Source organism: Nonomuraea sp. NPDC004186 (assembly GCF_053603495.1).
Window position 1 is genome coordinate 38,956 of sequence record NZ_JBSGFQ010000073.1, and the last position, 13,538, is coordinate 52,493.

Below are 13,538 nucleotides of genomic sequence, written 5' to 3' on the forward strand. Positions count from 1 at the left end.
ATCCTATGGTTCGGCCATCCGCCTTACCCGGAAGGGCCACCCCCATGAGAGCACTCTTAGCCGCCCTTACGTTAGCCCTCGGATTCCTGGTAGCCATCGAATTCCGTGCCGCACCCGCCTACGCGGCGGCCGACACCAACCTCGCGGCGGGCAGAACCGCCACCGCGAGCAGCTTCACGGAGGTGTACGCCGCTCCCAACGTGACCGACGGCAACCAGGCCACCTACTGGGAATCGGCCAACAACGCGTTCCCGCAATGGGTCCAGGTCGACCTCGGCGTCAGCGCGAGCGTCAACAAGCTCGTGCTGAAGCTGCCGTCCGGCTGGCCCAGCCGTACCCAGACGCTGACCGTCCAGGGCAGCACGAACGGCTCCGCCTTCAGCACGATCGTCGCCTCGGCGACGTACACGTTCAACCCGACCGCGACGATCACCTTCGCCGCCACGACCTCCCGCTACGTCCGGCTGCAGATCACCGCGAACACCGGCTGGCCCGCGGGCCAGCTCTCCGAGTTCGAGGTGTGGGGCAGCGCGCCGGACAACCCGCCGCCGAGCGGCGCCAACCTGGCGCTCGGCAAGGCGATCACCGAGTCCTCGCACACCCACACGTACGTGGCCGCCAACGCCAACGACGACAACCTCCAGACGTACTGGGAGGGCGCGGCCTACCCCAACACGCTGACCGTGCAGCTCGGCGCCAACGCCGACCTGACCTCGATCACCCTCAAGCTCAACCCCGACCCGGCCTGGGCCAGGCGGACCCAGAGCATCCAGGTCCTCGGCCGTGAGCAGAGCGCCGCCGGCTTCACCAGCCTCGTCTCCTCGGCCACGTACACCTTCGACCCGGCCACGGGGAACTCGGTGACCATCCCGGTGACCGGCAGGGCCGCCGACGTCCGGCTGCAGATCACCGCCAACTCGGGCGCTCCGGGCGGGCAGGTGGCCGAGTTCCAGATCTTCGGCACGCCGTCGGCCAATCCCGACCTGACCGTGAGCGGCCTCTCGTCCTCCCCGGCCACGCCGGTGGAGACCGACGCGGTCACGCTGTCGGCCACGGTCAGGAACGCGGGCACCGCGGCCGCCGCCGCGACCTCCGTGAACTTCTACGCGGGCGCGACCAAGGTCGGCAGCGCGAGCGTGGGCGCGCTGGCCGCGGGGGCGTCGACCACCGTGTCCGCGAACATCGGCGCCAGGGACGCCGGCACCTACCAGCTCTCCGCCAAGGTGGACGAGGACGGCAAGGTCGTCGAGCTGAACGAGGCCAACAACACCGCCACCGGCACCCTGACCGTGAAGCCGGTCGACACGGCCGACCTGGTCGCCTCCCCCGTCGCCTGGACGCCGGGGAACCCGGCCGCGGGCAACACGGTGACGTTCTCGGTGGCGATCAAGAACCAGGGCACGGTGGCCTCCAGCGGCGCCTCCCACGGCATCACGCTCACCGTCACGAACGACTCCGGCACCGTCGTCAAGACCCTGACCGGCTCGACCGGCGGCGCCATCGCCGCGGGCGCGACCACGAGCCCGGTGAGCCTGGGCACGTGGACCGCGGCCAACGGCAAGTACACGGTCAGGACGGTGCTCGCCGACGACGCCAACGAGCTGCCCGTCAAGCGCGCCAACAACACCAGCGAGCTGCCGCTGTTCGTGGGCCGCGGCGCGAACATGCCGTACGACACGTACGAGGCCGAGGACGCCGTGATCGGCGGCGGGGCCACGCGCGTGGGCCCGAGCAGGGACATCGGCACGATCGCCGGCGAGGCGTCCGGGCGGCGCGCGGTGACGCTCAACCAGACCGGCGCGTACGTCGAGTTCACCACCAGGGCGGACACGAACACCCTGGTCACCCGCTTCTCCATGCCCGACGCGGCGGGCGGCGGCGGGCTCAGCTCGACCCTGAACGTCTACGTCAACGGCTCGTTCCTCAAGGCCGTCAACCTGACCTCCCGCTACGCCTGGCTCTACGGCGCCGAGGCCAGTCCGAGCAACTCCCCCGGCTCGGGGCCGCCCAGGCACATCTACGACGAGGCGAACGTGCTCCTCGGCGCCACCGTGCCCAAGGGCAGCACGATCAGGCTGCAGAAGGACTCGGCCAACACCCAGACGTACGCGATCGACTTCGTGGACTTCGAGCAGGCGACCCCGGTCGCGAACCCGGACCCGGCGAAGTACGCCGTACCGACCGGTTTCACCCACCAGGACGTGCAGAACGCGCTCGACAAGGCCCGCATGGACGCCAACCTGACCGGCGTGTACCTGCCGCAGGGCGACTACCAGACGTCGAGCAAGTTCCAGGTGTACGGCAAGTCCGTCAAGATCGTCGGCGCGGGCCCCTGGTTCACCAGGTTCTCCTCCCCCGCCGGGCAGGACAACACCGACGTGGGCTTCCGCACCGAGGCCTCGGCCAACGGCTCGACGTTCGCGAACTTCGCCTACTTCGGCAACTACACCTCGCGCATCGACGGCCCCGGCAAGGTGTTCGACTTCTCGAACGTGGCGAACATGACGATCGACAACGTCTGGGCCGAGCACCAGATCTGCCTCTACTGGGGCACGAACACGGACAACATCACGATCAAGAATTCACGGATCCGCAACCTGTTCGCCGACGGCCTGAACATGACCAACGGCAGCACCGGCAACCACGTCACCAACGTCGAGGCCAGGGCCACGGGCGACGACAGCTTCGCGCTGTTCTCGGCCACCGACAACAACCCCGGCGAGCAGACCGGCAACGTCTTCGAGAACCTGACCTCGCTGCTCACCTGGCGGGCCGCGGGCGTGGCCGTGTACGGCGGCTACGACAACACGTTCAGGAACATCTACGTCGCGGACACGCTGACCTACCCGGGCGTCACGATCAGCTCGCTGGACTTCGGGATCCCGATGAACGGGTTCGGCGCCAGCCCGCCCACGACGTTCGACAACATCTCGCTGGTCCGGGCCGGCGGGCACTTCTGGGGGCAGCAGACGTTCCCGGCGCTGTGGCTGTTCTCCTCGTCCAAGGTGTTCCAGGGCATCCGCGTCAACAACCTGGACATCGTGGACCCGACGTACAGCGGGATCATGTTCCAGACCGGCTACTCCGGCAGCGCGCCGCTGAACCCGGTCAAGGACACGATCCTCACGAACGTGTCGATCAGCGGAGCGCAGAAGAGCGGCGACGCCTTCGACGCCAAGTCCGGCTTCGGCATCTGGGTGAACGAGCTGCCCGAGCCCGGTCAGGGCCCGGCCGTCGGGTCGGCCACGATCAACAACCTGAGGTTCGCGAACAACTTCCAGAACATCAAGAACACGACCTCGACCTTCACCCTCACCACCAACTAGAGGTCTGACCTGGTGGGCAACCCCTGCCAGTCGCTGACACTGGTCACCGCGGCGGCGCTCAACAGCGCCCCGCGGTGCAGGCGTTCCTGGGGGATGAGGCCGTCGAGCGCGGCGCTGATGTAACCGGCCGCGAACGCCTCCCCCGCGCCGGCCGTGTCCACGATGGGGACCTGCCAGCCCTGCACGTCGTAGCGCATCCGGTCGGCGCGCACGCTCGCGCCCTTGGCACCGCGGTCCACCACGACCTCGCGCTCCGCCGTGAGCGCGGGCTTGACCAGGTCGAGCTCGTCCTGACGGAGGAAGAGCAGGTGCGAGTCGCAGGCCAGCTCGCCGAGCACCTCCTCGGCCTCGCGTACCGACGGCCACAGCTCGGGCACGTAGTCGACGGAGAAGGAGACCATCACCCCGGCGTTCTTCGCGGCGCTCACGGCGGTGCGCACCGCGTCGAGCGCGTCCCGGCCGAGGCCCGCCGTGAGACCGGTCACGTGGAGCATCTTCGACGCCGCGATCCGGTCGATCGGCACGTTGCCCGGAGTGAGCCGCGAGCCCGCCGAGCCCGCGCGATACTGCGTCACTCTCTGTGAGCGGCCGACACGGGTCTCTCTGAGGATCAGGCCCGTGCGCAACCCCTCGGACACGCGCATGTCCGCGACGTCCACACCCTCGCCCCTGAGCGCGGTGAGCACCCTCGCGCCCAGCTCGTCATCGCCCACCTTGCCCAGGTAAGCGGTGCGGTGCCCGAGCCTGGCCAGCGCGATCGCCAGGGTGAACTCGGGCCCGCACACGTCCAGCCGGGCTTCGCTCTCGTGGCGAACCCGGCCGCTGGAGACGATCCCCAAGGGCTCGCCGAGCGTGTAGACGTCGGTCATGCGCCAGACTGTAGCCGGTCAAGTACTTTTCCCGCATAACCCCTGGTTGCCAGGTTGATCAAATATTTTCTGTAACATTAGCCAACCTTTTCCCCTTCTCGTGGCTCAAAGTAGTAAAGGGGTCGGCCACCCCGAGCCGGCTCCAAGTCAATACGGGGAGAGGAATCAGCACCCTCATGAGAAAGATCGCACTTGGTATCGTTTCCGCCCTTGTGGGCGGGGCCATGCTGATGTCGGGCGCGAGCACTGCTTCGGCGGCCACCAAGGTGGACACCCAGCTCAAGATCCGCGACATCGACCCTAATCCGGTCGTGGTGGAGCCCGGCTCCGAGACGACCGCGTACTTCGACATCGGGGCCAGCTCCGACGTCAAGAAGGTCGAGCTCAGCGTGGCGCCCGAGGGCGCTCGCACGCTCCGCGCCAAGGACGTCAAGGACCTCGAGGGCTGGCGCTTCGCCGTCGGCTTCACCGAGGGGGACCCCCAGGGCAAGTGGCAGGCCACCGCTGTAGCCTTCGACTCCGCAGGCAAGGAGATCGCGAAGGACACGGCGTTCTTCTCGGTCGAGCTCGAGAAGAGCAAGTCCGAGACGCGTATCTCGCGCTTCTCCGCCGACCCGTACAAGATCCGCAAGGGTCGTACGATCGAGTTCTCCGGCCGTCTCCAGGTGGATGACGACGGCTGGGAGGGCGTCCGCGGCGAGAAGGTGGACGTCTACTTCCGCGCCAACGGCTCCAGCGGCTGGAAGTGGGTCGCCTCCGCCAAGACCAAGTGGGGCGGCAAGTTCTACGCCGAGACCCGCGCCTACAAGAGCGGTACCTTCCGCGCCGTGTTCAACGGCAACGACGAGCTCGACGGCTCCAAGAGCCGCACGGACTACGTGCGGGTCTACGGCAGCTGGTGGCGTCGTTAATCCATAAGACGGAGGCCCGGTCCCTTCCCAGGGGCCGGGCCTTCCGGCTTTTCGGGGGCCCTCAGGTTTAGGGATCACGCTTTGCGTGCATGGACAGTCGCATTGCGTGGATCTACCGACCCCCGAAGGAGCCTCGTATGCCGCATCCCCTCATCGCCCTCGTCCTGAGCATGACGAGCACGCTGGGGGCGGCGCCTTCGTCCGATCTGTCCGTACGCTACGAGCAGCCGGGCTCGCCGGGCGCCGAACAGGCCAGAAAGCTCCTCAAGGACGGTGACACGCTCAGGACCCGGATCCGGCTGCCCGCGTCGGTCAAGGTCGTCGCCCGTGACTGCGACGCGCCGGAGGCCACCTGGGACCTCGAGGAGCGCCGGATCACCATCTGCTACCAGCTGGTGGACAAGGTGCGCCACGTGATGGACGGCATCTCCGAGACCGAGGAGACCGACGCCCGTACCAGGTCCGCCCGCATGGACGGCGCGCTGGCCGTGCTCTTCCACCACCAGCTCGGCCACGCCCTGACCACGCTGAACGGCCTGGCCGACAGCGAGGAGCAGGCCGACCAGTTCGCGGCGCTGACGCTCGCGTCCGACGCGCCCAGGCGCGTGGTGGCCGCCGCCGAGGCCCGCCACCTGCTCGCCGGCCACTCCGGCATCGACCACCTGTCGGGGCCGCCCGAGTCGGCCACGTTCTCCTGCCTCCTGTACGGCGCCGACCCCGGCAAATACGACCGGATCGCCCAGGGCGGCTGGGTCCCGCCCGAGCGGGCGCCCACCTGCGCCGGCGAGTACGACCGGGTCAGGTCCGCCGTCGGATCGATGGCCGTGAAAGCGGGCACGTAGCGGGTAGCGTCCGGAGTATGGCCGACGAGCTGCTCAAACACTTCAATCCGTTCGACATCTTCGACGCGGAGGCCGCCCGGCTCGACCGGTTCTTCAGCGGGCTCGACGAGGCCGGCTGGCAGCGGCCGTCCCGGTGCGAGGGATGGTCGGTGCGCGACGTGCTGGGCCACCTGGCGGGCGAGGAGCTGTACAACCACGCCTGCCTCGACGGGACCGTGCAGGATCTGCTGACCCGGCTCTCCAAGGCCGGCGTGTCCGGCTACAACGACTTCAACGAGTGGTCGGTGCGGCAGCGGCGCCACCTGCCCGTGGCGGAAGTGCTGGAGGAGTGGCGGGTCCAGAACGGCGAGACGCGCCGCCGCATGCGCGAGCTCGGCCCCGGCGGGCTGATCGACACCATGGCCGGGCCCTACCCGTGCGGCCGGCAGGCCTTCCACTACGACTCCGAGTACGCCACCCACGCCGACGACGTCGGCGCGCCCGTCCCCGACGCCGAGGTCGACGACCGGACGCTGTGGCGGGTGGCGGTGGGGCGGTTCGTGCTGGCCGAGCAGGAGGCCAAGGTGCAGGTGGAGCAGACGGCCGACGAGATCTGGGCCGCCGTGAACGGGGTCACGGCCTCGCTGTCGTACCCCGAGTTCGTGGAGGCCACGGTGGGGCGGCTGCCCGCGTCGCACGGGATCGACCCGCGCGTCGTCGCGGCCCTGAGGTGCCTCGCCTGACCGTTCGGAAGGGGGATCGACCATGTGGCTGCGTAACCGGGCGGGCACGGAGCCACTGAGCGCGCGCAGCCCGCTGCGCACCCGGCGGATCCTGTCCCTGGTCGCGCTGGTGCTGGGGATGGCGGCGGCGGTGCTCTTCGCGGTGCTCGCCGCGAGCACGGGGGCGGAGGTCTGGCGCTGGGAGGCCGCGATCGCGGCCGCGGTGGCCGTCGTGGCCGCCGCCGACCTGGCACTGCTGCGCCGGCGGCGCTGACTGTGCTGTCAGGTGGTCAGTACGGCGAGCAGGAGCAGGACGATCACGAGCGCGCCGGCCGTGAAGATCATCCAGACGTGCGCCAGCACCCACCTGCGCAGGCGATCACCATACGCGTGGGGGAAGTCCCCATCTGATTCGATCTTGTTGATCGCCGCGACGCGCCTGGCCAGCTCGGGGTCCTCTCGCTCAAGGGCCTGCTCGATCTCAGCGAGAATGCGGCGTTCCTTTCCAGAGAGACTCATGGCCATCACCACTGCTCCGATGCCGGTGACCACCTTTTACCCAGCAGTAGCGCAGGCATGCCCCCTCCGGCCGATCCCCCGCAGGCGCGTACATGCCTGCGGGGGGGCCGCCCGTCACTTGCGGCGGTTCGCGTAGCGCTGATTGAAGCGCTCGACCCGGCCCGCGGTGTCGAGGATGCGGCCGCGGCCGGTGTAGAAGAGGTGGCTGGCGGACGACACGTCCACGTCGACGACCGGGTACGTCTTACCGTCCTCCCACTCGACCGTCCTGTCGCTGGTGAGGGTCGAGCGGGTGAGGAACGCGAACCCGACGCTCGGGTCACGGAAGACGACGGGGCCGTACGCGGGGTGCAGGTTCTTCTTCATGGCCTGCACAACCAGATGACAACGGTTTTCATTCCCGGGCTTCCGGATCGAGTCCCAGCACCGTGCGGCCGCCGTCCACGGGGATGGTGGCGCCGTTCACGAACGCCGCCTCGTCCGAGAGGAGGTGCGCCACGACGGAGGCCACCTCGGCGGGGGTCGCGACCCGGCCGAGCGGGTGCAGCATGGCCAGCTGCTCCTCGACGGCCTGCCGCGCCTGCGGGGTCTGCGACTCCAGGAACGCCTCATACCGTTCGGTGGCCACCGAGCCCGGGGCCACGGCGTTGACCCTGATGCCGTGCCTGCCGTACTCCACGGCCAGCGCCCTGGTCAGGCCCTCCGTGGCGGCCTTGGCGGTCGAGTAGGGGAGGCTGCCGGGCACCGCCCTGGTGGCCTGGTGGGAGGTGACGTTGACGATGGCGCCGGGCGTACCGGCCGCGAGGAAGTGACGTACGGCGGTGGCGCAGCCCACCACGGCGAGGTCGAGATTGGCCGCGATCAGGGCTCTGACCTCGGCGATCGGGGACGTGTGGACGGAGGCGTCGCGGAACACGGCGGCGTTGTTGACCCAGCCGCGCAGGATGCCGACCTCCTGGGCCAGGTCGGCGGCCCAGGCGGCGACCTCCTCGTCGGCCGCGTCGCCGATCAGCGGGATGACTCGGGGGCCGGCCCAGGCGAGGGCGTCGGGGTCGCGTTCGACGGCCACCACGGTGTCCTTCTCGCCGCCCTTCTCGCCGAGGAGCCGTTCGACCACGGCCTTTCCGATGCCACGCCCGCCGCCGGTCACCACATAGGAAAAGGTCATGACTCGACGCTATTACGCTTTTACCGTGCGCTATTCTGACGCGGCGAAGTGACATTTATCACCGTATTTCTGACCGGTGAACGGGAACGATCCTGGAGTGATCGACGCCACCGTGCCGAAGTCCCCCATGTGGATGATCGGCGCTCTCTCGATCACGCAAACCGCCGGATATGGCGTGCTCTATTACGCGTTCTCGGTGTTCATCCCACCGATGTCCCGCGACCTCCACGCCGGGGTCGCACAGCTGACCGGAGCGATCACCCTGGCCGTACTGGTGTCGGGGGTGGCGGCGCCGCTCATCGGCCGCTGGCTGGACCGGCACGGCGGGCGCGGGCTCATGACCCTCGGGTCGGTGCTGGGCGGGCTGGCGGTGCTGGCGTGGTCCCAGGTGCGTTCCGTGGCGCAGTTGTACCTGGTCTGCGGGGTGCTGGGCGTGGCGTCGGCGATGGTGCTGTACGAGGCGGCCTTCGCCGTGATCGTGGCCTGGTTCGACGCGACCAGGCGGGCGCGGGCGTTACTCGCGGTGACCATCGTGGCGGGTTTCGCGTCCAGCATCTTCCTGCCGCTGACGGGCTTTCTCGTGGACCTGTACGGGTGGCGCCAGGCCCTGGTCATCCTGGCCGCCGGATACGCCCTGACCTCGGTGCCGCTGCACGCCCTGGCCGTACGGAGCCGGGCCGCGCCGCCGCACGTGAACCGGCGCGAGATCGTCGGGGCGGCCCTGCGCGAACGTCCCTTCTGGCTGCTGGCGGCGGCCTTCCTGACCCAGACCGGCGCGGTGTCGGTCATGGGGGTCCTGCTGGTCACGTACCTGATCGCCCTCGGCCACTCCCCCCTCTTCGCCGCCGGCGTCGCGGGCCTGCTCGGGGTGCTGTCGGTCACGGGCCGGCTCGTCACCACCGGCCTTCAGGGCCGCTGGTCGGTGGCGTTGATCACGGCGGTGATGTTCGGGGTGCAGGGGCTGGCGGCGGTGCTGCTGCCGCTGGTCGGCAGGAGCGCGGCGGGGGCGGTGGCGGGGGTGGTGCTGTTCGGGCTGGGGTTCGGCGTGGGCACGATCGCCCGGCCTGCTCTTCTGGCCGACCGGTACGGCACGGGAGCGTACGCGTCACTGAGCGGGGCGCTCGCGCTGCCCATCACGGTCGCCAAGGCCGTCGCGCCGCTGCTGGCGGCGGGAATCGCGCAGTTCGCCGGGTATCCGGCGGTGATGGGAGCGGTGGCAGCGGCCTGCGCCCTGGGCGCCCTCTCCCTGATCGCCTACCACCGCAACGCTCACCCCAACCCCGCCACCGCCTAACCCACCTCCGCTCCTTCACTCACACCCCAGCCACGCCCCGCCCTCACCCCACCCACGCCCCGCCGTCACCCCAGCCACGCCCCGCCGTCACCCCAGCCACGCCCAATCCCGCTCTGCTCCTCCCACCCCCAGCCATGCCCAACCGGCAAACCCCCGGCCCACCCCCAACCCCGCCACGCTCAACCGACGCTCCGCCCTCCCAACAGCACCCACGTCCACCCCGCGACCTTCCCGCTGCCCAAGCCGCACTCCGCCCTCAATCCACGACCCCGCCTAACCGCGCCCCGCCCCACTCGCGCGAAGGACCCCATCCGCTCCTCCCCCTCGGGAGACGCCCGCCCTCACCCACAATGGGACTCCTTTTAGACACTGGGCCGGAGCGCGGCCGACTGGGCTCGAAGGGCGCCTTATGGGCTGGCTCACGGACCGATCACCGTCGGGCAGACTGGGGGATGCCAAGGCGAGCGCGTTGGAGCCCCCGATCGCCGTCGGCGGAACTCACGAAACGCTCACCCGCGAACACGTAAGGTAGCCACATGGATACCCCCACCGACGTTCTGCACCGCGTATTCGGCTACGACTCGTTCAGGGCGGGGCAGCAGGAGATCATCGACCACGTCGTGGCCGGCGGCGACGCGCTCGTGCTCATGCCCACCGGCGGCGGCAAATCGCTCTGCTACCAGATCCCCGCCCTGGTGCGCCGCGGCGTGGGGGTCGTCATCTCACCCCTGATCGCGTTGATGCAGGATCAGGTCGACGCACTGCGGGCGCTCGGCGTACGCGCGGGGTTCCTCAACTCGACGCAGGACTTCGACGAGCGGCAGCTGGTCGAGTCGGAGTTCCTGGCCGGCGAGCTCGACCTCCTCTACCTCGCCCCCGAGCGGCTGCGCGTGGACGCCACGCTGCGGCTGCTGGCCAAGGGCGAGATCTCGGTGTTCGCCATCGACGAGGCCCACTGCGTGGCGCAGTGGGGGCACGACTTCCGGCCCGACTACCTGGAGCTGTCCACGCTGCACGAGCGCTGGCCCGATGTGCCGCGCATCGCGCTGACCGCCACGGCCACCCCGGCCACGCACGCCGAGATCTCCTCCAGGCTCGGCCTGAGCGAGGCCCGCCACTTCGTCGCCAGCTTCGACCGGCCCAACATCCACTACCGCATCACACCCAAGAGCGAGCCCAAGCGGCAGCTGCTGGAGTTCCTGCGCACCGAGCATCCGGGCGATTCCGGCATCATCTACTGCCTGTCGCGCTCCTCGGTCGAGAAGATCGCCGAGTTCCTGGTCGACAACGGCATCGCCGCCGTGCCGTACCACGCGGGTCTCGACGCCCGCACCCGCGCCACCCACCAGTCCCGCTTCCTGCGCGAAGACGGGCTGATCGTGGTGGCCACGATCGCGTTCGGCATGGGCATCGACAAGCCCGACGTACGCTTCGTCGCCCATCTCGACCTGCCCAAGTCGGTCGAGGGCTACTACCAGGAGACCGGGCGCGCGGGCCGCGACGGCCTCCCGGCCACAGTGTGGATGGCGTACGGCCTCCAGGACGTCGTCCAGCACCGGCGGATGGCCATGGAGGGCGACGAGGCCCACCGCCGCCGCCAGGTGGTCCACCTCGACTCCATGCTGGCGCTGTGCGAGACCGTCGGGTGCCGCCGGGTGATGCTGCTCGACTACTTCGGCCAGAAGGGCGCCGAACCCTGCGGAAACTGCGACACCTGCCAGAATCCGCCCGAATCCTGGGACGGCACCGTCCCTGCTCAGAAGGTCCTGTCGGCGGTGTTGCGGCTGGCGCGGGAGCGGCGGCAGAAGTTCGGGGTGGGGCAGGTGGTCGACATCCTGCTCGGCAAGAAGACCGCCAAGGTGCTGCAGCACGGCCACGAGACGCTCACGGTGTTCGGAGTGGGCACTGACCTGGGCAACGCGGAGTGGCACGGGGTGGTGCGGCAACTGCTGGCGCAGGGACTGCTGGCGGTCGAGTCCGACTACGGAGCGCTGGTGCTCACGGACGACAGCGCTTCGGTGCTCCGGGGACAGCGCGAGGTCCTGCTGCGCCGCGACACCCTGCGCCCCGCCCGGGCCAAGGTAGCCTCCTCATCGAAAGCCCAGGCGGTGGCCGAGCTATCCGCCGAAGCGGCCCCGCTCTTCGAGCGGCTCCGATCGTGGCGGGGCGCCACCGCGAAGGAGCAGGGGGTGCCCGCGTACGTCATCTTCCACGACGCGACCCTGAGAGAGATCGCCATCGCCCGACCGTCCTCACTGTCGGAGCTGAGCAACATCAACGGCGTCGGCGAAAACAAACTGGCGAAGTACGGCGAACCCCTCCTGGAGGTCCTCCAGGAGGACGCCTAACCCCCCACCACCCCCGCTCCTGCCGCCCGCCTCAGGCGTGCGTTCATCTTGTGCAGGAAGGCGAGGCGTGGTGGTGGCGACGGCCGCACGAAGAACGGTCGTCGCCACCACGTTGGTCGGCCGGGTCACGGCGATCGGGTGTCGCCGCCCCGCTGACGACCGGCCGGACGTGTGCTGGGCTCTGTGGTCGGTGTCCCCGACGTGGTTGCGGTACAGGATGATCGTACGGCGTGTGAGCGGGAAATGCTGGATGGGCTGGATTGTTCTATCTTTGAGGTTGGGGTCGTTGAGCTGGTCAGAGGGCTGTTGGCCAGTTCGGGTCACGGCCGAGATAGGCCAGAAGGTAGTCCTGGGCCGAGGCGCGCGGGGGCAGGGTCCTCGGCGGGGCGAACCTGTGCGGCCGGTCAACGTCCGTGACGAACAGATGGGCCAGGTCCAGCAGTTCCTCGGCCATGAGGTCCGGGATCGGGTGCTGTTCACCGCAGGCCTTGGCCACGTCCCAGCCGTGCACGGCAATCTCGATCGCACCCGCGGCGGCCACCATGGGCGCGGTCAAATGGCGATCGCCTATGGAGACCATCCCGGAATGGGTGACCGCGCCCACCCACACACCCAGCACCTCTGTGGCGCGGTCCCTGAGAAGGAGCGCCGGGTTGGCCCCGCATCCCTGCCTTCGCGGCGCAGAGCCACTGAAGCACAAAGCGGTGCTGTCTCCCTCTCCGGTCGCGGACGCAGCCACCCCGCGGACACCAGAGCGCGAAGAGGCGCTGTCTCCTCCCCCGGACGCGGATGCGTTCGACCCGCGAAAGCCCGTGCCCGATGAGGCGCCGCCGCCTCCATCGGATGCGGACGCGTCCGACCCGCAAAGGCCCGTACCCGGTGAGGCGCCGCACCCTCCACCCGACGTGGACGCAGCCGAACCACGAAGGTCCGTGCCCGATGAGGCGCCGCACCCTCCGCCTGACGCAGATGCAGCCGAGCCGCGGATGCCGGAGCGCAATGAGGCGGTGTCTGCACGGCCGGACGTGGGTGCTGTCGGCCTTCGAAGGCTGCGCTGTGGAGGAGTGCCGATGCCGTCGCCTGGTGCGGGGGTGGTCGGCCTTTGGGGGGCCGAGGTGGGCGGCATGCGTGGGTTGGGGGGTCTTGGCGTTGGGACAGGGGTGACGGACATACGTGGTGGTGCTGGGGGGATGTGGCCGGAGGCGGCGTCGTTCAGGGTTCGGAGTGAGTCGGCCATGTGGTCGAGCAGGTGCTGGAGGTTCCAGTCCGCGCAGGGAGTGGGACGGCAGAGGGCGGCCGGGGTGACTACGCGGAGGCTGCCCAGCGCGTAGTCGATCGCCCGTTCCAGCAGCGCAACCCCCGCGGCCAGTGCCTTTTCTTGATCGCACATATCGCCTCCTCTCTCACATGCAGACCCGCGTGCCCGGGAAAAATCATCGGCCCCGCATACGCTTGGGAGCCGGAGCCGGAGCCGGAGCCGGAGCCGGAGCCGGAGCCGGAGCCGGAGCCGGAGCCGGAGCCGGAGCCGGAGCCGGAGCCGGAGCCGGAGCCGGAGCCGCA

Annotated in this window: 12 protein-coding genes and 1 pseudogene; 7 read left to right on the forward strand and 6 right to left on the reverse strand. The window is 69.7% G+C overall.

From position 1 onward, the window contains the following. Positions 1-44: 44 nt before the first annotated feature. Positions 45-3,326, forward strand: coding sequence for a discoidin domain-containing protein (locus ACWEPL_RS42800; protein WP_452439550.1), 3,282 nt, complete (start codon positions 45-47; stop codon positions 3,324-3,326). Here the strand turns inward: ACWEPL_RS42800 and ACWEPL_RS42805 are convergent. Then, positions 3,323-4,195: a sugar kinase gene (locus ACWEPL_RS42805; RefSeq protein ID WP_363962730.1), complete on the reverse strand. Its 873-nt coding sequence runs from the start codon at positions 4,193-4,195 to the stop codon at positions 3,323-3,325. The genes ACWEPL_RS42800 and ACWEPL_RS42805 overlap by 4 nt on opposite strands. 176 nt (positions 4,196-4,371) lie before the next feature. Here ACWEPL_RS42805 and ACWEPL_RS42810 point away from each other — a divergent pair, with 176 nt between their 5' ends. The 4 genes from ACWEPL_RS42810 (at position 4,372) to ACWEPL_RS42825 (ending at position 6,923) form a co-directional block, all read left to right on the forward strand. Next, positions 4,372-5,106, forward strand: coding sequence for a hypothetical protein (locus tag ACWEPL_RS42810; protein ID WP_355191304.1), 735 nt, complete (start codon positions 4,372-4,374; stop codon positions 5,104-5,106). A gap of 137 nt (positions 5,107-5,243) precedes the next feature. Next, the gene (locus tag ACWEPL_RS42815) at positions 5,244-5,948 is read left to right on the forward strand and encodes a DUF4344 domain-containing metallopeptidase (protein ID WP_452439551.1); all 705 of its coding nucleotides are present in this window, start codon (positions 5,244-5,246) and stop codon (positions 5,946-5,948) included. Positions 5,949-5,965: 17 nt separating this feature from the next. Further along, positions 5,966-6,670, forward strand: a complete 705-nt coding sequence (locus ACWEPL_RS42820) for a maleylpyruvate isomerase family mycothiol-dependent enzyme (RefSeq protein WP_363962728.1) — start codon at positions 5,966-5,968, stop codon at positions 6,668-6,670. A gap of 22 nt (positions 6,671-6,692) precedes the next feature. After that, a complete protein-coding gene (locus tag ACWEPL_RS42825; RefSeq protein ID WP_449900728.1) occupies positions 6,693-6,923 on the forward strand; it encodes a DUF6343 family protein in 231 nt (76 codons plus the stop codon). Between the two features lie 8 nt (positions 6,924-6,931). Here the strand turns inward: ACWEPL_RS42825 and ACWEPL_RS42830 are convergent, their stop codons facing one another. From ACWEPL_RS42830 to ACWEPL_RS42840, 3 genes are all read right to left on the reverse strand, one after another. Beyond that, positions 6,932-7,168 (reverse strand): DUF3040 domain-containing protein, encoded by a 237-nt coding sequence (locus ACWEPL_RS42830; RefSeq protein ID WP_355191299.1) that lies wholly within the window; start codon positions 7,166-7,168, stop codon positions 6,932-6,934. Between the two features lie 114 nt (positions 7,169-7,282). Next, positions 7,283-7,534: a type B 50S ribosomal protein L31 gene (locus ACWEPL_RS42835; protein ID WP_452439552.1), complete on the reverse strand. Its 252-nt coding sequence runs from the start codon at positions 7,532-7,534 to the stop codon at positions 7,283-7,285. Positions 7,535-7,562: 28 nt separating this feature from the next. After that, entirely contained in the window at positions 7,563-8,336 is a 774-nt protein-coding gene (locus tag ACWEPL_RS42840; RefSeq protein ID WP_452439553.1) for an SDR family NAD(P)-dependent oxidoreductase, read from the reverse strand. Between the two features lie 97 nt (positions 8,337-8,433). Here ACWEPL_RS42840 and ACWEPL_RS42845 point away from each other — a divergent pair, with 97 nt between their 5' ends. Next, positions 8,434-9,630 (forward strand): MFS transporter, encoded by a 1,197-nt coding sequence (locus ACWEPL_RS42845; protein WP_452439554.1) that lies wholly within the window; start codon positions 8,434-8,436, stop codon positions 9,628-9,630. A gap of 536 nt (positions 9,631-10,166) precedes the next feature. Next, on the forward strand, positions 10,167-11,978 hold the full coding sequence (gene recQ, locus ACWEPL_RS42850; protein WP_452439555.1) for a DNA helicase RecQ: 1,812 nt from the start codon (positions 10,167-10,169) through the stop codon (positions 11,976-11,978). Between the two features lie 295 nt (positions 11,979-12,273). Here the strand turns inward: recQ and ACWEPL_RS42855 are convergent, their stop codons facing one another. Continuing rightward, positions 12,274-12,582 carry a hypothetical protein gene (locus tag ACWEPL_RS42855; protein ID WP_452439566.1) on the reverse strand — a complete coding sequence of 103 codons (309 nt, stop codon included), beginning with the start codon at positions 12,580-12,582 and terminating at the stop codon, positions 12,274-12,276. A gap of 564 nt (positions 12,583-13,146) precedes the next feature. Further along, positions 13,147-13,368, reverse strand: a pseudogene (locus ACWEPL_RS42860) (maleylpyruvate isomerase N-terminal domain-containing protein); the annotation flags it as partial. Positions 13,369-13,538 lie beyond the last annotated feature (170 nt).